This is a genomic window from Kocuria sp. NBRC 114282, from assembly GCF_030268385.1.
Taxonomy (GTDB): domain Bacteria; phylum Actinomycetota; class Actinomycetes; order Actinomycetales; family Micrococcaceae; genus Kocuria; species Kocuria palustris.
In genome coordinates, this window is record NZ_BSQO01000001.1 from 413,334 (window position 1) to 432,734 (window position 19,401).

The following is a 19,401-nucleotide window of genomic DNA, read 5'->3' on the forward strand; positions in this document are numbered from 1 at the left end:
GGCCATGACCCAGCCCGAGCCCACTGCGGACCCAGCCCAGCCCAGCGCGGGGCCGGTCAGCGACCTCAGCGCCGAGCACGGGCAGCACCCGCTGCACCGCCGTCAGGGCGGGCCGGTGCCGGATCATGTGCGGATCGTCGATCCGGCCAAGGCCCGCGCCGGTGCGGCCCGCCGTGCGCGCACGGGCAGGGCGGAGACCCCGCTGGCGCTCAAGCGCCGCGCTCGCCGGATCAACCAGGAGCTCGGACGGGCCTATCCGTATGCGGTGGCCGAGCTGGACTTCGACAGCCCCTGGCAGCTGCTCGTGGCCACTGTGCTCTCCGCGCAGACCACCGACGTCCGCGTCAACGCGACCACCCCGGCGCTGTTCGAGCGCTGGCCGGATCCGCGCGGGCTGGCAGAGGCCGAGCGCACGGAGGTCGAGGAGATGCTGCGGCCCCTGGGCTTCTACCGCTCCAAGGCCCGCTCCGCGCAGGGGCTGGCCCAGGCGATCGAGGACGAGCACGACGGACAGGTGCCGGGCCGGCTCGAGGATCTCGTGAAGCTGCCGGGGGTCGGGCGCAAGACCGCCAACGTGGTGCTCGGCAACGCGTTCGACGTCCCCGGCATCACGGTGGACACGCACTTCGGCCGACTGGCCCGCCGCTTCGGCTGGACCGGTCAGGAGGATCCGGTCAAGGTCGAGCACGAGGTGGGGGCGCTGTTCGAGCCCGAGGACTGGACGGATCTCTCGCACCGGCTCGTCTACCACGGCCGCCGGATCTGCCATGCCAAGCGCCCTGCCTGCGGAGTCTGCCCGGTGGCGGATCTGTGCCCCTCCTACGGGTTGGGCCCGGTCGAGCAGGAGGCCGCCGCGCAGCTGCTGGCCTACGAGTTCAAGCCCGGGCGCGAGGACCTGCTCGCCGGGTACATGGAGGGCCGGACGCGCCGCGAGCTGCGCGCGGCCGGGCACGGGCTGAGCGCATGAGCGCCCGCGAGCAGCTGCTGGGCGCCGTGGCCTCCCTGCGGGAGCAGGGTCCGCTGCGCATCGACGTCCTCAAGCACCGGACCACGCCGCGGGAATCTGCGGTGCTGATCCTCGTGGGCGTGCTCGACGACGTGGCCGCCGAGTCGGACGGGCCCGCCCCCGACGGCCCCGCGGCCGATCTGGACCTGCTGCTGGTCCAGCGCGCTGCCACCCTGCGCGCGCATCCCGGCCAGGTGGCCTTCCCCGGAGGGCGGCTGGATCCCGAGGACGGCGACCCCGAGGACCCGGACGACGTCCTGCAGCTGCCCGGCGGGCCGGTCGCAGCCGCCTACGTGCGCGCGGCGCTGCGCGAGGCGCAGGAGGAGACGGGGCTGGATCCGTCCGGGATCGAGATCCTGGGCGCACTGCCCAAGGCGCCGGTGCCGGTCTCCGGGCACGACGTCACCCCGGTCGTCGGCTGGTGGACGCGGCCCTCGGCCGTGGACGTGGTGGATCACGCGGAGTCATCGCTCGTCTTCCGGGTTCCGGTGCTGGATCTGGTGGATCCTGACCGCCGCCACACCGCCGAGGTCACGCGCGAGGGGGCGAACCGGCCCACGCTGCGCCACCGCTCGCCGGCCTTCCGCGTGCCCCGGCAGATCACTGACCCGGTGGGCGGCGCGGACGAGGTGGTCGTGTGGGGCTTCACCGGGATCCTGCTGGACCGGGTGCTCGAGGCAGCCGGCTGGGCTCGCCCCTGGCCGAAGGACGACGTCCGTCCCGCGCCGCTGGGCTGAGCGGAACCGTCGTCACTTGGCCTGGTCGTAGCTCTCCACGACCGCCACGGTCACCGGGAACTCGACCGGCACCCGGCCGAAGACGATCCCGGTGGCCTGCTCGGCGCACTCGCGCATCAGATCGGCCACCTCCTCGGCGTGCTCGGCGGAGGAGTCCACCATGATCTCGTCGTGCAGGAAGAAGACCAGGGCGGCGTCCAGGCCGCGGCGATGCAGCTGCGCGCGCACGCAGCCCATCCAGGCCATGGCCCATTCGGCCGCTGAGCCCTGGACCACGAAGTTTCGCGTGAACCGCCCCTGCGACCTGCGCAGCTGGGCTGCGCGGCGCTCGTCCTCGGCGCTGGCCGTGCGGGCCACGGCCTCCTGCCAGCGCTGATCGGGCTGCGGCGACCAGCGCCCGAGCCAGGTGCAGACCTGGGAGCCGTCCTCGCCCACGCGGGCGGCGTGCTCCACGAAGGCCACGGCCTGCGGGAACAGCCGGGCAAGCTGGGGCATGAGCCTGCCGGACTCGCCGCTCGTGGCTCCGTACATGGCGCCGAGCAGAGCGACCTTGGCGTGATCGCGCTGAGTGAGTCCCGTCCCGGAGTCCCGGCCGCGCTCGGCGATCGAGAGGTAGAGGTCGCGACCGCGAGAGGCATCGGCCAGGGCGTCGTCGCGGGCGAGCACGGCCAGGACGCGGGGCTCGAGCTGGGCGGCGTCGGCGACCACCAGTCGACGATCCGGGCCCGGCCGCACGGCCGAGCGGATCACCTTGGGGATCTGCAGGGCCCCGCCGCCGCGTGCGGCCCAGCGCCCGGTGACCACGCCGCCCACCACGTACTCGGCGCGGAAGCGGTCATCGCGCACCCAGGATTCGAGCCACTGCCAGCCGCTGGCCGTGAGCAGCCGGGAGAGCTTCTTGTACTCCAGCACGGGGGCGACCAGCTGCTCGCGGCGCTCGCGCTCCCCGGGTGAGGAGACCAGTGCGGCCTGGACCCAGCCGGTGAGCTCCCACTGGCTCGTGGAGCTGACGTTGAGCCCCGCACCGCGCAGCGCCCGCAGCAGGGACTGGGGGGAATCCGGGTTCAGCTCGGCGGCGCCCAGCACCCGGCGGACCCGCTGGACGGCCTCCTCCATGCGGGCCGGACGATGTCCGAGCGCGGGCTGCGGGCCCAGCGCCTCGACGAGCAGGCGGCGATGGACCTCTGCGTCCCAGGGGATCCCGATCCGGTGCATGTCCGCGGCCAGCAGCGCCCCGGCGGATTCGAGCCCGCAGAGCAGACGCAGCTTCCCGGGGGAGCGGGAGCCCTCGATCGCGGCCAGCTGGGCGCGCAGCTCCTCGATGACTGCAGAGAGCCGCTCGGCGCCCCCCGCGTCCGAGTCCGGGGCAGCCATGCCTTCCGGGGCATCGTCGAAGAGGCCCATCTGGCCCTCGCCGGGACCGTTCCACACGGAGCGCGGCGGGGGCTCGGGGGCGATCCCCGGGTGCTCGTGGGCCGGCAGAGGCTCGAGCACCGGCGAGTAGTCCACCCGTGCGGCCGGTGCGCTCGCCGCGTTGGAGAGGATCGCCGAGACCAGTCGGAGGTCGTGCAGGTGCGGCAGCGGCACGGCCGGATCCGCGGCCAGCAGCCCGGGCAGGATCAGCGGCGAGCGCTCGAGGACCCAGCGCGGGCTGCGGCCGGTCTCCGTCCGGCACCGGGCGTCCTGGTCGTGGATGAAGGCGGCGAGCCCCGTGGAGTCCAGCTGCTGCGGGGCGCTGAGGGGCCGGGTGAGGTCGTCGAGGACCTGCGCCCAGTGGACGGCCGAGGTTCTCGCGCCTGCGAGCCCTGTGGTCGCGGCGCGCGGATCCGGGGCGGTCACGACGATCAGCACTTCGGCATTCTCGCCGTCGGCACCGACAGCACAGGGGCCCCTGACACCCGCCCGTGCGCGAGAGCCTCCACAGGCCATGCATCGGCGGCAGCGCCCCGCCAGGGCGTGCTCGGATCCGCGACTGCCGTCCCGAGGGGGCCGCCGGCGGCGCATCGTTCGGGGCATGACAGCACAGCACCTGCCCCAGGAGCCGCGGATCGAGCGGCGGCGACGCCCCTCCGGGCGGCGCGCCGCCGCCCTCGACCTGACGGCGCGAGCGGACCGCGAGGCCGAGCGGCAGACGGATCTCGACGCGGTCGTCGCGGACCGGGAGCTCGAGCGAGCGGGCTCGCTGCCCGGGCTGCCTCTGGCCGCGGGTGATCCGGTGATCAGTGCGAGCGCTGCGGTGCCGCCTCCGGCATCCGCGCTGCGTGCGACGGCCGAGCCGACGGCTGCGGACCCCCGCGGGGTCGCTGCGCCCGGGGCGGAGAGGGCTCCTTCGGGCCTCGTGCTCGAGGGGCCCGGTCGACGCGTGGTGCTGATCAGCGCGGACGCCGGCCTGGTCCAGGAGATGACCGCGGTCTGCGCTGCCGCCGAGGCGCGCCTGAGCCGCGCTCGTGGGCTCGAGCCCGGACAGCTGGAGGAGGCGGCGGCGGAATCGGCCGAGCTGATCCTGCTGGATGCCCGCAGCCTCCGCGCCGTCGAGGTGCGCTCAGGGACGCTGCCGGCTCCGGCGGTGCTGCTGGGGACGGCCGAGGACGAGGACCTGTGGGAGCTGGCCTCCCGCGTGGGCGAGTGCACCGTGGCCGTGCTGCCGGCGGCCGAGCCGTGGCTGGCCGACCGGCTGGCGGATGTGCACGCGGACTCGGCACGCATGAGCGCAGGGGTGCTGGGCGTCATGGGCGCTGCGGGAGGAGCGGGCGCCTCGACCCTGTCCTGCTGGCTGGCGGCCTCGGCGGCTCAGGAGCACGACGTCGTGCTGGTGGACGGCGACCCCGACAGCTGCGGCATCGATCTGCTGCTGGGCACCGAGCTGCTCGGCGGGCTGCGCTGGCCGGATCTGGTGGGATCCCACGGGGCGCTGAGCTCGCAGCGGCTGTGGGAGGTGCTGCCGGACATCGAGGGCCTGGAGTCGCTCCGGTGGCTGTCCTGGGATCGTCGCGAGCCCGTGCAGGCGCCTGTGCCCGAGGTGCTGCGCACGCTGCGCCGTGCGTGCGACGTGGTCGTGCTCGACCTCGGCCGAGGCACCGAACGATCGTTCCGGATGGCCGGTCAGTGCGATGCCGTGCTGGTGGTCGTGCCGCGCACCCTCCGGGGGATGATCTGCGCCCTCCGCGTCGGACAGGGCCTCGGCGGGATCCCCGTCGAGTACGTCCTGGCCGGACCGGCCATCTCCGATGTCTCCGCCGACGGCGCCGCCGAGCACCTGGGCGTCCGTCCACTGGGGGCGCTGCCCTTCGATGCGCGGGTCGCGGAGGCCTGCGAGGTCCGCGATCTGCTGCCCCGTGGGCGCAGGCGACGCCACGCCGAGACGGCGGCTGCCCTGTGGGAGCAGCTCGATGAGCTGCACGGCCTGCTGGCCGAGGACGTCGCCTCCGCGGCCGGCACTGGATGGGGGCGGCGGGCATGAGCGCCCAGACGGCGATGCCGTCGAGCCTCCGCGGCACGAGTGGCGCAGACCTGGACCCGCAGCTGCTGCACGAGGTCCGCGAGGCGCTGCTCAGCGACGGCGGCAGCGTGGACGACGAGCGGATCGCCCGTGCCGTGCGCGAGTCCGGCCATGCCCTCAGCGCCGCAGGGACCCTGCACGCCGTGCGCAGGATCCGCGCCGAGCTGACCGGGCTGGGCGCCCTGCAGGCCATGCTGCCCGCCGAGGGGCTCACCGACGTGTGGATCAACGGCCACCGCGAGGTCTGGTGGGAGGCCGGTGCCGGGCCCGTGCGGGTCGAGTCCCCCTTCCGCAGCGAGGAGGAGGTGCGCGCACTGGCCGTGCGCCTGATCGCCTCGGCCGGGCGGCGTCTGGACGACGCCCACCCCTGCGCCGACGTCCAGACCGACGACGGCATCCGCGTCCATGCGGTGCTGCCACCGATCTCCACGGGAGGCACGCTGCTGTCTGTGCGCTTTCGGCACCGCGCCGTGCTCAGCGTGAACGACCTGGTGGCCTCCGGGACCCTGCGCCCCGAGATCCTGGAGCTGCTGCTGACCGCCACAGCCGGCGGGGCGAACCTGCTGGTCACCGGCTCGACCGGATCCGGCAAGACCACGGTGCTCAACGCGCTGCTGTCGGCCTGCCCCGTCGGCGAGCGGATCGTGCTGATCGAGGATGCCGCCGAGCTGCGTCCCGAGCACCCGCACGTGATCGGCATGCAGTCCCGGCATGCGAACGTCGAGGGCGCCGGCGCGGTGGATCTGGTCGAGCTGGTGCGGCAGTCGCTGCGCATGCGCCCGGACCGGATCGTGATCGGGGAGTGCCGCGGGGCCGAGGTCCGGGAGCTGCTCACAGCGCTGAACACGGGGCACAGCGGGGCGGGGACCGTCCACGCGAACTCCGCCGATGCCGTGCCGGCTCGCCTGGCAGCGCTCGGAGCCCTCGGAGGGATGTCCCCGGAGGCGGTGGCCCTGCAGGCCGGCTCGGCCCTGGACCTGGTGATCCACCTGGACCGCGAGGGCGGTCGGCGGATCCTGCGCACCGTCTCGCTTCTGCAGGAGCACCAGGGGGCGCTGCGCATGGTCCCGGCCTTCGAGCAGACGCCGCAGGGTCCATCCTTCGGCCCAGGCTGGTCGGAGTTCGCGGCGCTGGCCGCGCGCAGTCCCGGGCAGGCCGGCTCATGAGCGCGTTCGCGGCCATCTGCGCCCTGCTCCTCGGGGCCGCGGTGCTGCTGTGGCTCCCGCGGCAGCTGCCGGCGCACCTCGGTGTCCTCGGGAGCGCCGCAGCTGCTGAACCGGTGCCGGCGGGGGCCACCGGGATCGAGTCCCTGCTTCGGCGGCTGCGCCGACGCGATGCCGCCGCTGAGGCCAGCGAGTGGGTCGATTGGATCCGGCAGCTGGCCGCTCTGGTCAGGGCGGGGCAGACCCCGTCGGCGGTCTTCTCCGTCAGCGCGCAGACCGCCGCCGAGGCGGTTGCGCCCAGCCGGTCGATCCGTGCTCAGGAGCGGATCAGCCGCAGCGTCGCCGCAGCCGCCTCCCTCGGACGCGGTCCGGGCGAGACGCTGCGGGCCCAGGCGGCCGCTGCGGGCCGAGGCCGCAGCCGGCTCGAGCGCACACGGGTCTCCGTGCTGCGGGATCTGGCCCGGTGCTGGGAAGTCTCCGAGCGCACCGGAGCGCCCCTGGCCTCGCTGCTGGAGGGCGTGGCCGAGGCCGCGGAGGCCGACCTGGATGCCGATGCCGCCCGCGAGACCGCCCTGGCGGGGGCCAAGGCCACCGTGCGGATCCTGTCCTGGCTGCCGGTGCTCGCCCTGGGGCTCGGGATGCTGATCGGCGCCGACCCGGTGCGCACGCTGCTGACCACACCCTGGGGCATCACCGCCGGCGTGCTCGGTGCGGTCCTGACGATCGTCGGGCGGGTGTGGACCCGCCGGATGGTCCACCAGGCAGAGGCCGCCTCCGGGCACCGGGCAGCGCCTGCTGCGGCACAGGGGAGGCGGCGGCCATGACCGATCCGCAGACCCTGCGCGGCGCGGCGCTGATCGCGTTCCTGGTCCTGGGAGCGCTGATCGTCTCGGGGATCGCGCCGCTGCCCGGCAGGAGCCGTCCCTCGAGCGGGTTGCCCGGAGCCTCGAGGGCCGCTGCGGCGGCCGAGGCGGAGGCGCCCGTCGGGACCGAGGCTGCCGCAGGCGTCTCCGCCGGGGTCCTGATCGAGCTCGTCGCCTCGATGCTCGAGTCGGGCGTCCCGGTCTCCAGGGCCCTGGAGGTGCTGGCCGGCACGGACTCCGGAGCCGTCGGGCAGGCGCTTCGCTGCGTGGCCACCGCACTCGGGCTGGGGCTGTCGTGGCAGCAGGCCTGGTCGGCAGCCGGGGAGGTTCCGCCCCAGGTCCAGGACCTGCGCTCGGCGCTGACCTTCGCGGCCGTCTCCGGGGCGCCGTCGGCCTCGGCCCTGCGGGCGGCCTCCGCTCAGGTCCGGCGCTCGGAGCACCGCCGGGCGGAGGCGGCGGCCGAGCGGCTGTCCGTGCACCTCATGGTCCCGCTGGGGCTGTGCTCCCTGCCGGCCTTCGTGTGCTGGGGCATCGTCCCGGTGCTCATCGGGCTCGTGCCCGACCTGCTCGGATGAGCGACGCCGTCGCAGCCGCGGCGGCCCATAAGCCCCGGTCGGACGACCGTCCGCCCGGTCCAGGAGCCCCTTCTCGGGGCCCGAATGAGAGAGAGGGACATCATGTCCGTCATCACCCGCACCACCGCCCCCGCCTCGCTCGAGCCGTCGGAGGAGATCGTCACCGCCCTGCAGCCGTCCGGGACCGTCGAGCCCGGTCGAGAGCTCAGCGCACAGGATCCGGACCTCGGCGCCTCCACGGTGGAGTACGCCATCATCCTCTTGGCCGCCGCCGCCTTCGGAGGCGTCATGGCGGCGGTCCTCGCCTCCGATGCCGTCTCCGACCTGCTGCTCAAGATCGTCGAGAAGGCGCTCGCCATCTGATCGCCGGGAGGATCCGCGCTCTCCGCGCGCGGATCCTCCCGGCCCTGGCCCGGTCGGCCCGGTGCCGCGCGCACCGGGCCGACCGGCGACGACCGGAACGAGAGGACATCGCCATGAACAGCATCCGCGCAGCGCTCGCCCGCCGCACACGGCCACGGCACCGCCACAGCAGCAGCGCCCGGGACGAGGGCGCCGTGACCGTCGAGACCGCCATCGTCCTGCCCTCGATCGTCCTGCTGCTGGCCGTGCTCCTTGCCTGCGGCGGCGCGGCCATGCTGCAGGTGCGCGCCGAGGAGGCGGCGGGAGCCGCCGCCCGCGTGATGGCCCGCGGGGAATCCGCCGCCGACGCCCAGCGGGAGGCCGAGGCCATCGCCGGCGACGACGCCGTGGTCTCCGTGCAGCGCGACGACGACCGGGCCACCGCAGCCGTGCGGCTTCCCGCTCCCGGGGTCCTGGGGCGCTGGGAGTCGCTCGAGGTATCGGCCGAGGCCACGACGTTCAGCGAGGAGGTGATCGTCGATGTGGGCTGAGGGCGGCGGGCTCGACCCCGGGATCCTGGGCGACGATCCCGACGGATCCGCGTGGGATCGGCGGCATCATCCCGACCTCGGTGCGGGGACGGTCTTCGGACTGATCCTCGCTCTGGTCGCCGTCTTCTTGATCATCGCGGCGCTGGGAGTGGGGCAGGCCGCGATCCTGACCCATCGCGCCGGCAACGCCGCCGACCTCTCGGCGCTGGCCGCCGCCGACACCGCCCGCGGTCTGCGGATCGGGCAGCCCTGCGAGGTCGCCGCCGAGCTGGCCGAGCTCAACGGCGCGGAGGTTCTCGACTGCGCGGTCGTGGGCCCCGAGGCCACCACGGTCGACGTGGAGGTGGGCATCGACCTGCCGCCGTCGCTGTCGGTCTTCGGTCAGGCCCATGGCCGAAGCCGCGCAGGGGCGCCGGAGGACAGCCCCTTCTCATGAGGCGAGCGGGGCGTCCCTGCGCGGGGCAGCCGCCGGGTGTCCTGACAGCTCCGCCTGCAGCTGCCGGCGGTCGTCGCCGTGAGGGCCCTCAGCGCAGCCGGAAGGCTCGGAAGGCCTCGGCGGCCTCCACGCCGAGCTCGCGGCCGGCCTCCGCGGTGACTCCGGTGATCAGCTCGCGCGGGGCCGGGTGGCCCGGCAGATCCGCCAGGTACTCGCGGTGCTGCTCGAGCGAGGCGATCCCGCGCTCCAGGGGCTCGCCGCTGACGTCCACGGCGTGGGTGGGCTCGTCGGAGCCGGAGACCAGCAGCCACGTGGCGCCCCACGGCTCGAGGCCCTCCTGCTCGGCGAGCTCGCGGAAGACCCACCGGTTGTCGGCATCGCGCACGGCATCAGCGGCGGCGAGTCCGGCCACGCGGTGATCTGCCATGGACAGCCCCCACGGCACCACGTCAGCCCAGGTCATGGTCACCACCGCATCCGGGCGCACGCGGCGGATGTGCCGGGCGATGTCCCGGCGCAGCTCGAGCGAGGGCTCCAGGTGGCCGTCGGGGTGATCGAGGATCGTCAGGTCCGTGACGCCCACCTCCGCGCAGGCGCGGGCCTGCTCCTGGGCGCGCAGCGGGCCGGTCTCGGCGGGATCGCGCTGCATCCCGGCCTCGCCGCTGGTCAGCAGCAGGTAGGAGACCTCCACACCGCGGGCGACCCAGCTGGCCACGGCGGCAGAGACCCCGTACTCGAGGTCATCGGGATGGGCCACCACGCACAGCACGCGGCGGAGGCCCTCATCGGGCAGCAGCTCCATGGCGCATCCGCTCCTCTTCCAGAATCGATTCGGGCCCCCAGTCTGGCACCGGCAGCGGGGCCAGGTCTCGCGCTCGCAGGGACCGCGGGGCGCAGCGCCGGATCAGTCCTGCGGATCGGCCACCGGCGCGGCCTTGAGCAGGGCGTCGAGCAGCCGCACCGCCGCCTGCTTGTCCAGCGGCTGATTCCGGTTGCCGCACTTGGGCGACTGGACGCACGACGGGCACCCGGCCTCGCACCCGCAAGCCGTGATGGCGTCCCGGGTGGCCTGCAGCCACCGCCGGGCGACGTCGTAGCCGCGCTCGGCGAATCCCGCGCCGCCGGGGTGGCCGTCGTGCACGAAGATCGTGGGCAGCTCGGTGTCGGCGTGCAGCGCGGTGGACAGCCCGCCGACGTCCCACCGGTCGCAGGTGGCCAGCAGCGGCAGGAGCCCGATCATCGCGTGTTCGGCGGCGTGCAGCGCTCCCGGCAGATCCGGCTCCTCGATGCCGGCGGCCGCCAGCTCCGATCCCGGCGCGGTGAACCAGACCCCGCGTGTGCGCAGGTCGGTGGGAGGCAGGTCGAGCGGCTCCTCGCCGAGCACCTCGTTGCCGGGCACGGCCTTGCGCTGGAAGGACACGACCTGCGAGGTCACCTGCACCTGCCCGAAGCGCACGGTCACCGGGCCCCACTGCTGGCTGCGCTCCTCCTCGATCACGGACACGGTGGTGACCTCGCGAGCCGAGGTCCAGAAGTCGGGCTGGGCGCGGGTCACCGAGACCAGGTGATGCTCCAGATCCAGGTCATCGACCAGGTACGACCTGCCCTGGTGGACGTACACGGCCCCGGGATGGGTCTGCTGATGGGCCTGGGACGTGCCGATCGAGCCGAGCAGCTGGCCGGTGTCCGTCTCGATGATCTGCAGGGGCCCGCCGCCGTCGCCGCGGATCGAGACCATGCCCGCCGGGTCCTCTGCATGGGTCCAGAACCAGCCGGTGGGACGACGACGCAGGCGCCCGGCCTGCTCGAGAGCCGCCACGATCGCGGGGGCGCCGGGGCCGAAGAGCTCGAGCTCCTGGGGCCGCAGCGGCGTCTCGGCGGCGGCGGCGCACAGGTGCGGAGCCAGCACGTAGGGGTTGCCGGGGTCGAAGACCGTGGCCTCGAGGGGATCGTCGAACAGCGCCTCGTGATGGTTGACCAGATAGGTGTCCAGAGGGTCCTCGCGGGCGATGAACGCCGCCAGCGCGTCCTGCCCGGCGCGGCCGGCGCGGCCGATCTGCTGGAAGAACGAGCTGCGCGTGCCGGGCCAGCCGGCCACCAGCACGGCGTCGAGCCCGGCGATGTCGATGCCGAGCTCGAGCGCGGACGTCGAGGACAGCCCGAGCAGCCGTCCGTCGCGCAGCTGCTGCTCGATCTCGCGGCGCTCCTCGGGGAGGTAGCCGGAGCGGTAGGCGGCCACGCGGTGGGCCAGGCCGGGCTCGACCTCCTCGAGCTGGCGGTGGGCGATCTGCGCGATCGTCTCCGAGCCGCGGCGCGAGCCCACGAATGCCAGGGTGCGGACTTGGCGCAGCACCAGGTCGGTGAGCATCTCGGCGGCCTCGACCACGGCGCTGCGCCGCACGGGTGCGCCGTTCTCGCCCTCGGCCCCGGACTGCTCGGGCTCCCACAGCACGACCGTGACCGGTCCATGGGGTGAAGTGTCCTCGCGGATCGCGGTGACCTCCTCGCTCGGAGCCCCGATCAGCCGGGCGAACGAGTCCTGCGGCCGCGCCGAGGTGGCCGAGGCGCCGATGAACACGGGAGCGGCGCCGTAGAGCGCGGCGACCCGCTGAAGCCGGCGCAGCACCACGGCCACGTGGGAGCCGAACACGCCGCGGTAGACGTGGGCCTCGTCGACGATCACCCAGCGCAGCCGGCGCAGGAATCGCGACCACTGCTGGTGGTTGGGCAGCACGCCCGCATGGAGCATGTCCGGATTGCACAGCACGGCATCGGCGTGATCGCGGATCCAGCGCCGCTCGGAGACGGGGGTGTCGCCGTCGTAGGTTCTCGCGCGCACGTCCAGGCCGACGCCGTCGGGCCCGCCGCCGCGGCGGATGAGCCCCTCGAGAGCGCTGAGCTGATCGGCGGCCAGGGCCTTGGTGGGGGAGAGGTAGAGCGCGGTGGCCTCGTCGGGGTGCTGGAGCCTGCCCGGTGCCCTGCGCGCGGCCAGCCGCCCGCGGTGCAGATCGGAGAGCACGGGCGCCTGATAGGCCAGCGATTTGCCGGAGGCCGTTCCGGTGGCCACGATGACGTGGCTCTCGCCGGCCGCGCGGATGGCCCGGGCCTGATGGGCGTAGGGCTTGTCGATGCCCATGGCGCCGTAGGCCGCCACCACATCGGGGTGGATCGTCTCCGGCCACGCAGCGGTCTCGGCCTCGCGTCCCGGCAGCTCGCGGACATGGCGCACCTGCTCGGGGTCGGCGCCGCGACCGAGCAGCGGGAGCAGGGGATGGGGCTCGTGCATCCGCGCATTGTCCCACCGCGGCAGGCCGGCGTCAGCGCACCGGTCCGGTGCGCGCACGCCGCGCGCTCGTGGGGACGACGACGGGCTCAGCGGGACCCGCGGCAGAAACCCCGGGCAAGTCCTCGCCGCAGTCGGCAGAAGCGGGCCATCATGAGGCCATGGACAAGGACATCCTCCGCCCCGACCCCATGCCGGAGCACGACGAGCCACAGGATCAGGCCCCGGCCGAGCCGCTGAGCGACGAGCAGTGCTGGGAGCTGCTGGGCGAGAGCCGCTTCGGACGCCTGGGCACTCGCGATGGCGACGAGATCGAGATCACCCCGGTCAACTTCATCGCGGATGACGGCAAGCTCTACTTCCGCTCGGCCCGCGGCTCCAAGCTGCTGCGCCTGAGCCTGTACTCGCAGGTCGCCTTCGAGGTCGATCACGTGGCGGGAGGCCAGGCCTGGTCCGTCATCGTGCGCGGCCATGCCCGCACGCTCACGGACCCGAAGGACCTCGAGCGCTTCGAGCGCCTGGACCTGCGCCCGTGGCTGGACACCGTGAAGCTCGAGGTCGTGGAGATCGACCCGTACAAGGTCACGGGCAGGCGCTTCTCGCTGCAGGGCTGAGCCGTCCACGGCCGGCTGCTGCACGGCTAGCCTGGTGCGGTGACTGTCGAACGCATCCTGCTCCACTACCGGATCGTCGCCCTGCCGGATCCGCAGGCGATCGCGCTGTGGCAGGAGGCCCTGTGCGAGCGATGGGGCCTGCGCGGGCGCATCATCGTCTCCCCGCAGGGTCTCAACGGCACGGTCGGCGGGGAGGTCGGCGCTCTCAAGCAGTACGCCAAGGCCACCCGGCGCCACCCCGGCTTCCGCGACCTCGAGCTCAAGTGGTCGGACGGCTCGGCCGCGGACTTCCCGCGGCTGTCGGTGAAGGTGCGCCGAGAGCTCGTGGGCTTCGGCGCCCCCGACGAGGTCGCCGTGGACGAGCAGGGCGTGGTCGACGGCGGCGTGCGCGTGAGCCCGCAGCAGCTCGATGACATGGCCGCTCAGCGCGAGGACCTGGTGCTCTTCGACGGCCGGAACGCCTGGGAGGCCCGGATCGGGCGCTTCCAGGGAGCCGTGGTCCCGGACGTGGAGACCAGTCGCGACTTCGCCGCCGAGCTCGACTCCGGGGCCTACGACCACCTGAAGGACCGTCCCGTGGTCACCTACTGCACCGGCGGGATCCGCTGCGAGTTCCTCTCGGCCATGATGCGCCGCCGCGGCTTCCGCGAGGTCTACCAGCTCGACGGCGGCATCGTGCGCTACGGCGAGGCCCGGGGCGATGCCGGGCTGTGGCAGGGCTCCCTGGCCGTGTTCGACGACCGCGGGGCCCTCGAGTTCTCCGAGGACGCCGCCGTGATCGGGCAGTGCGACCTCTGCGGCGCCGACGCCCGGCGCTTCGAGAACTGCGCCCGATCCCGCTGCCACCGTCGCCTGCTGATGTGCGAGGACCACCGGGCCGCTCACCGCGACGGCCCGGGCCTGCGCTGCCCCGATGGCTGCCGGGATGCCCGCACCGGCGCCCCTCTGCCGCCCGAGGCCGACTCCGGGCAGAGCTCCTCCACACCGGCTGCGGCCCCCGAGATCGGGGACGCCCGCCCGACCGATCCGTCGACCAGCACCCAGGAGGGCGCATGAGCACGGGAGCGCACGAGACCGCCCGCACCCCCGACTTCGCGGATGTCCCGGAGGCGCCCCGCTCGGATGACCCCGCGCTGCTGGCCCGCCTGGGGCTGGCTCTCGAGGACGCTGGCTTCCGCGCCGAGCGGATCGCCGAGCTGCTGGGGACGGAGGCCGCGGAGGCCCTGGCCCGCGATCAGGCGGTCCCCGCGCTTCGAGTCCTCCGCCGCCTCGAGGCCGCGGCGGAGACGGCGCCGTCGGCCGATCGTCGTCTGGCCGTGCTCGTCGAGCTGCTGCTGCTGGCACGCCCCGTCGGCTCCGGTGATCTCGAGGCGGCCCTGCGGGGCATCCGCGTTCAGGACCTCGAGCGCCTCCGGCTGGTGGAGGCCGCGCACGGGCAGGTCCGCAGCCTGGTGGACCTGGATGTCCACCAGGCGGACGACGGCTTCCACCTGTGGATCGCCTCCGACCACAGCGCGTTCCAGCGCCCGGGCGCGCCGCTGCGCCGTGACCATGTGCTGGGCGTCGGAGGCGCCTCGCAGACCCTCGTGCAGATCACGGACCCGCGCCCGGCGGCCGTCGCGCTCGATCTGGGCACCGGCTGCGGCGTGCAGAGCTTCCACCTGCTGCGCCGGGTCGATCGCGTGGTCGCCACCGACCTGTCCGAGCGCGCCCTGGCCTTCGCTCGGTTCAACCTGGTGCTCAACGCCCAGGCCCTGCGCCTGGACCCCTGGGACCTCGAACGGCGCATCGAGCTGCGGCAGGGCTCGCTGCTCGAGCCTGTCGCGGGCGAGTCCTTCGACCTGGTCGTGTCCAACCCGCCGTTCGTGATCACCCCGCGCACGCCCGGCGAGGACGCGTCCTCCCGCTACACCTACCGCGACGGCGGCAGGGAGGGCGACGCCCTCGTGGCCGAGCTGCTCGGCGATCTGGGATCCGTGCTCGCCCCGGGCGGCAGCGCGCACCTGCTGGGCAACTGGGAGATCCGGGCCGAGGACGTCGAGCGCGGCGGAGGCAGCTTGGAGCGCGCCTGGTCGCGGCGTGTGGAGGGCTGGATCCCCGCGCAGCTGGACGCCTGGGTCATCCAGCGCGAGATCGAGTCCCCGCAGGCCTACGCCGAGACCTGGCTGCGCGATGCCTCCGAGCACCTCGAGCAGCAGCGGTGGGAGAAGGCCTACGCGGCGTACCTGGACGACTTCGAGGCCCGCGGGGTCGCCGGCGTCGGCTTCGGGTGGGTGCGCCTGGATCGCCCCGCAGCCGGGCGCACGAGCCCCGTCCGCCGCAGGCTCGAGCACATCGGCCACCCGGCTCAGCAGCCGGTCGGCGGCGTGCTTGCAGAGGCCGTGCGGAGGGAGCTCGAGCTGGAGCGCCTGGGCCCGGCCTGGGAGGAGCTGCACCTGGAGGTGCCCGAGCACGTCACCGAGGAGCGCCACGGGCGCCCGGGAGCCGAGGACCCGGCCGTCATCCTCGTCCGGCAGGGCGCCGGCCTGCAGCGCACGGCGGTCCTGACCTCGGCAGCCGCCGGACTGATGGGCGCCTGCGACGGCGAGCTCAGCGTCAGGCAGATCGTCGAGGCCCTGGGCATGCTGCTGGGGTGGGAGGCTCCCGCCGGGCAGCGTTCGCAGGAGGCGCTGGATCTGCTGGCGCAGACCCGCAGCCTGCTGGTCGACGGCTTCCTGGAGCCGGCTGCCGAGGACCGCGCCGGGGCCGTCAGGGCCTGATCTGCGCCTACCGCCTCGGCTTCCGAGGTGGGAGGATGGCAGGCATGACTGCAGAGAACCCGTACCGCGACCTGACCCGTGACGAGATGTGGCAGCTGCTCGACGACGAGCCCTTCGGGCGCCTGGCCGTGCAGGCCGGCGGCTTCGTCGACATCTTCCCCGTCAACTTCGTGGTCCACGGCAAGAAGCTGTGGTTCCGCACGGCTCCGGGCTCAAAGCTCGCCGCTCTGACCGTCAACGACCAGGTCGCCTTCGAGGCCGATCACCGGGACGAGGACAGGCTGCGCGTCTCCTCGGTCGTGCTGCAGGGCCGGGCTCGCCGCGTGGACGACGCGCAGGAGCGCGAGCTCGCCGAGTCGCTGGGACTGCGCACCTGGGTGCGCAGCTTCAAGCCGGTCTTCGTGGTGATCGAGCCCGATCAGATCCACGGCCGCTCCTTCCCTGTCGGACCCGCGGACGACTCCGAGGACGACGACCAGGACTGACGCCGCAGCGCCTCTGCTCCACCTGCACGGCCCGAGGGGATCCCCCTCGGGCCGTTGTCGTCTGCTGAGGGAGCGGCCGGGTCCGCGGACGGCGCCGGCCCGGAGGGTCGGGCGCGACCCCGTGTGTCGGGGGCTGTCCGGCGGCGGCTATATGGTGGGGGCGATCGGACGGGCAAGCGCTCGTCCACCGCAGCCTCCCGGCTCCCGCGCTTCCGGCGCGGAGGATGGCCGGGGTGTCCCCATCCCCTAGGAGCGACCGTGGCCCAGAAGAACCCGGGATCAGGCAGGAGCCTGCTCATCGTCGAGTCCCCCTCGAAGGTGAAGACCATCGCGGGGTACCTGGGCGACGCCTATGAGGTCGATTCCTCCATGGGCCACATCCGGGATCTGGCCCAGCCCTCGGACCTGCCCGCCGAGATGAAGAAGGGTCCCTACGGCAAGTTCGCCGTGGACGTCGAGTCCGGATTCGACCCGTACTACCTGGTCAGCACGGACAAGAAGAAGAAGGTCGCCGAGCTCAAGCGCAAGCTCAAGGACAGCGACGCCCTCTACCTCGCCACGGATGGCGATCGCGAGGGCGAGGCCATCGCGTGGCACCTGCTCGAGGTGCTCAAGCCCAAGGTCCCGGTCTACCGCGTGACCTTCCCCGAGATCACCCGCGAGGCGATCGAGCGCGGCTTCGGCGAGCTGCGGGAGCTGGACAAGGACCTGGTCGACGCCCAGGAGACCCGCCGCGTCCTGGACCGCCTCTACGGCTACGAGATCTCCCCAGTGCTGTGGCGCAAGGTCTCCTCCGGGCTCTCGGCCGGGCGCGTGCAGTCCGTGGCCACCCGCATGGTGGTGCAGCGCGAGCGCGAGCGCATGGCGTTCGTGACCGCCGATCACTGGGACCTGACCGGCGAGTTCGCCCCGGTCTCCGGGCCCGACGCCGGCAGCGCCTTCCAGGCGCGGCTGTCCAGCGTGGACGGGCGAAAGGTCGCCACTGGCCGCGACTTCGACGACCGCGGGCAGCTGCGCAAGCCGGAGGCCGTCGCGCACCTGGACGAGCAGCAGGCACGCTCGCTGGCCGAGGGGCTGTCCGAGGCCGCCTTCACGGTCGCGCAGCAGGAGACCAAGCCCTACCTCTCGCGCCCCAAGGCCCCGTTCACGACCTCCACGCTGCAGCAGGACGCCGCGCGCAAGCTGCACTTCTCGTCGCGCTCGACCATGCAGGTGGCCCAGCGCCTGTACGAGAACGGCTACATCACCTACATGCGAACCGACTCGGTCGCGCTGTCGCAGCAGGCCGTGAGCGCTGCTCGCAAGCAGGCTCGGGAGCTGTGGGGCGGGGACTTCGTGCCGGATGCCCCGCGCAGCTACGCGAACAAGTCCAAGAACGCGCAGGAGGCCCACGAGGCCATCCGCCCCGCCGGCGACTCCTTCCGCACCCCGGATCAGGTCCGCGGCTCGCTGTCGGCGGACGAGTTCAAGCTCTACGAGCTGATCTGGCAGCGCACCGTCGCCTCGCAGATGGCCGATGCCAAGGGCTTCACCGCGACCCTGCGCCTGGCCGCGACCAGCACCGACGGCCGCAAGGCGGAGTTCAGCGCCTCCGGCACCGTGATCACGTTCAACGGCTACCTCTCGGCCTACCGCGAGGCCCCGGAGACCACCGAGGGCAAGGACGGCGAGGCGAAGGGCCGCAAGGACCGCCGCCTGCCGCAGATGGAGGAGGGCGACGCCCTCACCTCCCAGGAGATCGCCGCCGAGGGCCACAGCACCAAGCCCCCGGCCCGCTACACGGAGGCCTCGCTCGTGGCGGCCATGGACGAGCTCGGCATCGGGCGTCCGTCGACCTACGCCGCCGTCATCTCCACGATCACCGACCGCGGCTACGTCAAGGTCCGCGGCACCTCCCTGATCCCGTCGTGGACCGCGTTCTCCGTGGTGCGGCTGCTCGAGGAGCACTTCAGCGACTACGTCGACTACGACTTCACGGCCGAGATGGAGGAGGGCCTGGACCGCATCGCCCGCGGGGAGGAGGACCGCACGCAGTGGCTGCAGCGGTTCTACTTCGGCCGCGAGGACGAGCCCGACGACGGCCTCAAGGCCATCGTCGACGACCTCGGCGAGATCGATGCCCGGGCGCTGAACACGCTGAAGGTCACGGACACGATCGACCTGCGCGTGGGCAAGTACGGCCCGTACCTGGAGTCCGGCGGCGGGGTCGATCCGGAGACCGGCGAGGTCACGGACCCCGTGCGCGCCAACGTCCCGGACACCCTGGCCCCCGATGAGCTCACCGCCGAGAAGGCCGAGGAGCTCATGGAGATCGGGCGCGCCGATGGCCGTGAGCTCGGGCAGGATCCGCAGACCGGGCGCACCATCGTGGTCAAGGACGGCCGCTACGGCCCGTACGTCTCGGAGGTGATCCCCGAGCCCACGCAGGAGGAGCTCGATGCGATCCCCACGGAGTACTACAAGAACGGCAAGCCCAAGCCCAAGAAGATCGACAAGCCCAAGCCGCGCACGGCCTCGCTGCTGTCCTCCATGGACATCCAGGAGGTGGACCTCGACGACGCCCTGAAGGTGCTCTCGCTGCCGCGCGAGGTCGGCGCCGACAAGGACGGCGAGATGATCACCGCCCAGAACGGGCGCTACGGGCCGTACCTCAAGAAGGGCTCGGACTCCCGGTCGCTGTCCAGCGAGGAGCAGATCTTCGAGATCACCCTCGAGGAGGCACAGCGGATCTACGCCCTGCCGAAGCAGCGCGGCCGCGGTGCCGCCAAGCCGCCGCTGAAGGACCTGGGCACGGATCCGATCACGGACAAGCCCATGATCATCAAGGACGGGCGCTTCGGCGAGTACATCACCGACGGCGAGACCAACGTGACCATCCCGCGCTCGGAGTCCGTGGAGCAGATGACGGCCGAGCGGGCCTCCCAGCTGCTCTCGGAGAAGCGCGCCAAGGGCCCGGCCCCCAAGAAGACCACCCGCTCGTCGTCGGGCTCCCGGGCCAAGAAGCCGTCCGGGGCCTCCACGACCAAGCGCGCGGGCACCCGGAAGAAGACCTCCGCGTCTTCCTGAGCCCGCGGCGGGGCCCGCCCGG

The 19,401-nt window shown here is 73.5% G+C and carries 17 protein-coding genes; 14 read left to right on the top strand and 3 right to left on the bottom strand.

Annotated elements, in window-relative coordinates; translation table 11 throughout:
* Nucleotides 1-4 precede the first annotated feature (4 nt).
* Together nth and QSJ40_RS01875 are read left to right on the top strand one after the other, a co-directional pair.
* Entirely contained in the window at nt 5-967 is a 963-nt protein-coding gene (nth, locus tag QSJ40_RS01870; RefSeq protein ID WP_006213792.1) for an endonuclease III, read from the top strand.
* Nucleotides 964-1,743 (top strand): NUDIX hydrolase, encoded by a 780-nt coding sequence (locus QSJ40_RS01875; RefSeq protein ID WP_285728423.1) that lies wholly within the window; start codon nt 964-966, stop codon nt 1,741-1,743. Before nth ends, QSJ40_RS01875 begins: the two co-directional genes overlap by 4 nt.
* Nucleotides 1,744-1,755: 12 nt before the next feature.
* On the opposite strand, the gene QSJ40_RS01880 is transcribed toward QSJ40_RS01875, so the two are convergent.
* Complete coding sequence (locus QSJ40_RS01880; protein WP_285728424.1) at nt 1,756-3,594, bottom strand: bifunctional 3'-5' exonuclease/DNA polymerase; 1,839 nt, start codon at nt 3,592-3,594, stop codon at nt 1,756-1,758.
* Nucleotides 3,595-3,757: 163 nt separating this feature from the next.
* Between QSJ40_RS01880 and ssd the strand changes: the two genes are divergently transcribed.
* The 7 genes from ssd to QSJ40_RS01915 all read left to right on the top strand — a co-directional run bounded on the left by ssd (nt 3,758) and on the right by QSJ40_RS01915 (nt 9,172).
* Nucleotides 3,758-5,203 (top strand): septum site-determining protein Ssd, encoded by a 1,446-nt coding sequence (ssd, locus tag QSJ40_RS01885; RefSeq protein WP_053447882.1) that lies wholly within the window; start codon nt 3,758-3,760, stop codon nt 5,201-5,203.
* Entirely contained in the window at nt 5,200-6,408 is a 1,209-nt protein-coding gene (locus tag QSJ40_RS01890) for a TadA family conjugal transfer-associated ATPase (RefSeq protein WP_053448324.1), read from the top strand. Before ssd ends, QSJ40_RS01890 begins: the two co-directional genes overlap by 4 nt.
* A complete protein-coding gene (locus QSJ40_RS01895) occupies nt 6,405-7,229 on the top strand; it encodes a type II secretion system F family protein (protein WP_285728425.1) in 825 nt (274 codons plus the stop codon). The genes QSJ40_RS01890 and QSJ40_RS01895 overlap by 4 nt, the downstream gene beginning before the upstream one ends.
* A complete protein-coding gene (locus QSJ40_RS01900) occupies nt 7,226-7,843 on the top strand; it encodes a type II secretion system F family protein (RefSeq protein WP_053447881.1) in 618 nt (205 codons plus the stop codon). Before QSJ40_RS01895 ends, QSJ40_RS01900 begins: the two co-directional genes overlap by 4 nt.
* Nucleotides 7,844-7,945: 102 nt before the next feature.
* On the top strand, nt 7,946-8,206 hold the full coding sequence (locus QSJ40_RS01905; protein ID WP_024289846.1) for a DUF4244 domain-containing protein: 261 nt from the start codon (nt 7,946-7,948) through the stop codon (nt 8,204-8,206).
* Between the two features lie 113 nt (nt 8,207-8,319).
* A complete protein-coding gene (locus tag QSJ40_RS01910) occupies nt 8,320-8,736 on the top strand; it encodes a TadE family type IV pilus minor pilin (protein WP_204782204.1) in 417 nt (138 codons plus the stop codon).
* Nucleotides 8,726-9,172, top strand: a complete 447-nt coding sequence (locus QSJ40_RS01915; protein ID WP_006213781.1) for an Rv3654c family TadE-like protein — start codon at nt 8,726-8,728, stop codon at nt 9,170-9,172. Before QSJ40_RS01910 ends, QSJ40_RS01915 begins: the two co-directional genes overlap by 11 nt.
* Nucleotides 9,173-9,260: 88 nt before the next feature.
* Here QSJ40_RS01915 and QSJ40_RS01920 read toward each other — a convergent pair whose 3' ends face one another.
* Complete coding sequence (locus QSJ40_RS01920) at nt 9,261-9,974, bottom strand: PIG-L deacetylase family protein (protein WP_285728426.1); 714 nt, start codon at nt 9,972-9,974, stop codon at nt 9,261-9,263.
* A 102-nt stretch (nt 9,975-10,076) separates the two neighbouring features.
* Nucleotides 10,077-12,458 (bottom strand): DEAD/DEAH box helicase, encoded by a 2,382-nt coding sequence (locus QSJ40_RS01925; protein WP_285728427.1) that lies wholly within the window; start codon nt 12,456-12,458, stop codon nt 10,077-10,079.
* A gap of 158 nt (nt 12,459-12,616) precedes the next feature.
* On the opposite strand from QSJ40_RS01925, the gene QSJ40_RS01930 reads away from it, so the two are divergent.
* From QSJ40_RS01930 to topA, 5 genes are all read left to right on the top strand, one after another.
* Nucleotides 12,617-13,069, top strand: coding sequence for a pyridoxamine 5'-phosphate oxidase family protein (locus tag QSJ40_RS01930; RefSeq protein ID WP_285728428.1), 453 nt, complete (start codon nt 12,617-12,619; stop codon nt 13,067-13,069).
* Between the two features lie 39 nt (nt 13,070-13,108).
* Entirely contained in the window at nt 13,109-14,125 is a 1,017-nt protein-coding gene (gene trhO / locus QSJ40_RS01935) for an oxygen-dependent tRNA uridine(34) hydroxylase TrhO (RefSeq protein WP_285728429.1), read from the top strand.
* Nucleotides 14,122-15,828 carry a DUF7059 domain-containing protein gene (locus tag QSJ40_RS01940; RefSeq protein ID WP_285728430.1) on the top strand — a complete coding sequence of 569 codons (1,707 nt, stop codon included), beginning with the start codon at nt 14,122-14,124 and terminating at the stop codon, nt 15,826-15,828. The genes trhO and QSJ40_RS01940 overlap by 4 nt, the downstream gene beginning before the upstream one ends.
* Before the next feature lie 44 nt (nt 15,829-15,872).
* The gene (locus tag QSJ40_RS01945; protein ID WP_231861249.1) at nt 15,873-16,313 is read left to right on the top strand and encodes a pyridoxamine 5'-phosphate oxidase family protein; all 441 of its coding nucleotides are present in this window, start codon (nt 15,873-15,875) and stop codon (nt 16,311-16,313) included.
* A gap of 258 nt (nt 16,314-16,571) precedes the next feature.
* On the top strand, nt 16,572-19,379 hold the full coding sequence (gene topA / locus QSJ40_RS01950) for a type I DNA topoisomerase (RefSeq protein ID WP_285728431.1): 2,808 nt from the start codon (nt 16,572-16,574) through the stop codon (nt 19,377-19,379).
* Nucleotides 19,380-19,401 lie beyond the last annotated feature (22 nt).

Excerpts from the sequence above, each read along its gene's own strand:
- nth (WP_006213792.1), top strand. The coding sequence starts at position 5 with ATGACCCAGCCCGAGCCCACTGCGGACCCAGCCCAGCCCAGCGCGGGG.
- QSJ40_RS01875 (WP_285728423.1), top strand. The coding sequence starts at position 964 with ATGAGCGCCCGCGAGCAGCTGCTGGGCGCCGTGGCCTCCCTGCGGGAG.
- ssd (WP_053447882.1), top strand. The coding sequence starts at position 3,758 with ATGACAGCACAGCACCTGCCCCAGGAGCCGCGGATCGAGCGGCGGCGA.
- QSJ40_RS01890 (WP_053448324.1), top strand. The coding sequence starts at position 5,200 with ATGAGCGCCCAGACGGCGATGCCGTCGAGCCTCCGCGGCACGAGTGGC.
- QSJ40_RS01895 (WP_285728425.1), top strand. The coding sequence starts at position 6,405 with ATGAGCGCGTTCGCGGCCATCTGCGCCCTGCTCCTCGGGGCCGCGGTG.
- QSJ40_RS01900 (WP_053447881.1), top strand. The coding sequence starts at position 7,226 with ATGACCGATCCGCAGACCCTGCGCGGCGCGGCGCTGATCGCGTTCCTG.
- QSJ40_RS01905 (WP_024289846.1), top strand. The coding sequence starts at position 7,946 with ATGTCCGTCATCACCCGCACCACCGCCCCCGCCTCGCTCGAGCCGTCG.
- QSJ40_RS01910 (WP_204782204.1), top strand. The coding sequence starts at position 8,320 with ATGAACAGCATCCGCGCAGCGCTCGCCCGCCGCACACGGCCACGGCAC.
- QSJ40_RS01915 (WP_006213781.1), top strand. The coding sequence starts at position 8,726 with ATGTGGGCTGAGGGCGGCGGGCTCGACCCCGGGATCCTGGGCGACGAT.
- QSJ40_RS01920 (WP_285728426.1), bottom strand. The coding sequence starts at position 9,974 with ATGGAGCTGCTGCCCGATGAGGGCCTCCGCCGCGTGCTGTGCGTGGTG.
- QSJ40_RS01925 (WP_285728427.1), bottom strand. The coding sequence starts at position 12,458 with ATGCACGAGCCCCATCCCCTGCTCCCGCTGCTCGGTCGCGGCGCCGAC.
- QSJ40_RS01930 (WP_285728428.1), top strand. The coding sequence starts at position 12,617 with ATGGACAAGGACATCCTCCGCCCCGACCCCATGCCGGAGCACGACGAG.
- QSJ40_RS01940 (WP_285728430.1), top strand. The coding sequence starts at position 14,122 with ATGAGCACGGGAGCGCACGAGACCGCCCGCACCCCCGACTTCGCGGAT.
- QSJ40_RS01945 (WP_231861249.1), top strand. The coding sequence starts at position 15,873 with ATGACTGCAGAGAACCCGTACCGCGACCTGACCCGTGACGAGATGTGG.